Annotated in this window: 1 protein-coding gene; it reads left to right on the top strand. The window is 47.4% G+C overall.

Features of this window, described 5'->3' with window-relative positions; all coding sequences use genetic code 11:
* Window positions 1-527, top strand: a 527-nt coding sequence (locus R7Z49_RS27395; protein WP_318112815.1) for a UvrD-helicase domain-containing protein, incomplete at both ends; no start/stop codon positions are given.

The following is a 527-nucleotide window of genomic DNA, read 5'->3' as shown; positions in this document are numbered from 1 at the left end:
AGAGAAGTTGGTGGATCACCAAGACTATACGCGCCTCAATAGCGAATTAGCACTGTGTTGGCCGTGCTTTTCTGCATGGCAAAAAATGCTCAAAGAGAGCAATCAAGTCGATTTCCCAACCATGATAAGTCGAGCAACGGATTACGTGAATAAAGGGAAGTTCGTATCGCCTTGGCGTTTTGTTATGGTCGATGAGTATCAAGATATCTCTCCAGATCGTTTGGCGTTGATCGAAGCGTTATGTGAATCAACGGAGAAGCAGCCTGGCGCAACCTTGTTTGCCGTGGGCGATGACTGGCAAGCGATTTACCAGTTTGCGGGCGCAGATGTGGACTTGATTACTGGGTTTAAAGAGCGATTCGCTCACTCTACGGTACATCACCTAGACACGACCTATCGTTTCAATAATCAAATTGGCGATGTAGCGAATACGTTCGTGCAGCAAAACCCATCACAATTACCGAAGACGCTCAACAGCCAAAAACAACGCAAGCAAAAGAGCGTGCACACAGCGCCAAGCAACCAAG

The organism is Vibrio sp. 1562 (assembly GCF_033340155.1).
Taxonomy (GTDB): domain Bacteria; phylum Pseudomonadota; class Gammaproteobacteria; order Enterobacterales; family Vibrionaceae; genus Vibrio; species Vibrio alginolyticus.
Note: the sequence above shows the minus strand (reverse complement) of the source record. Positions and strands in the feature narration are given on the sequence as shown.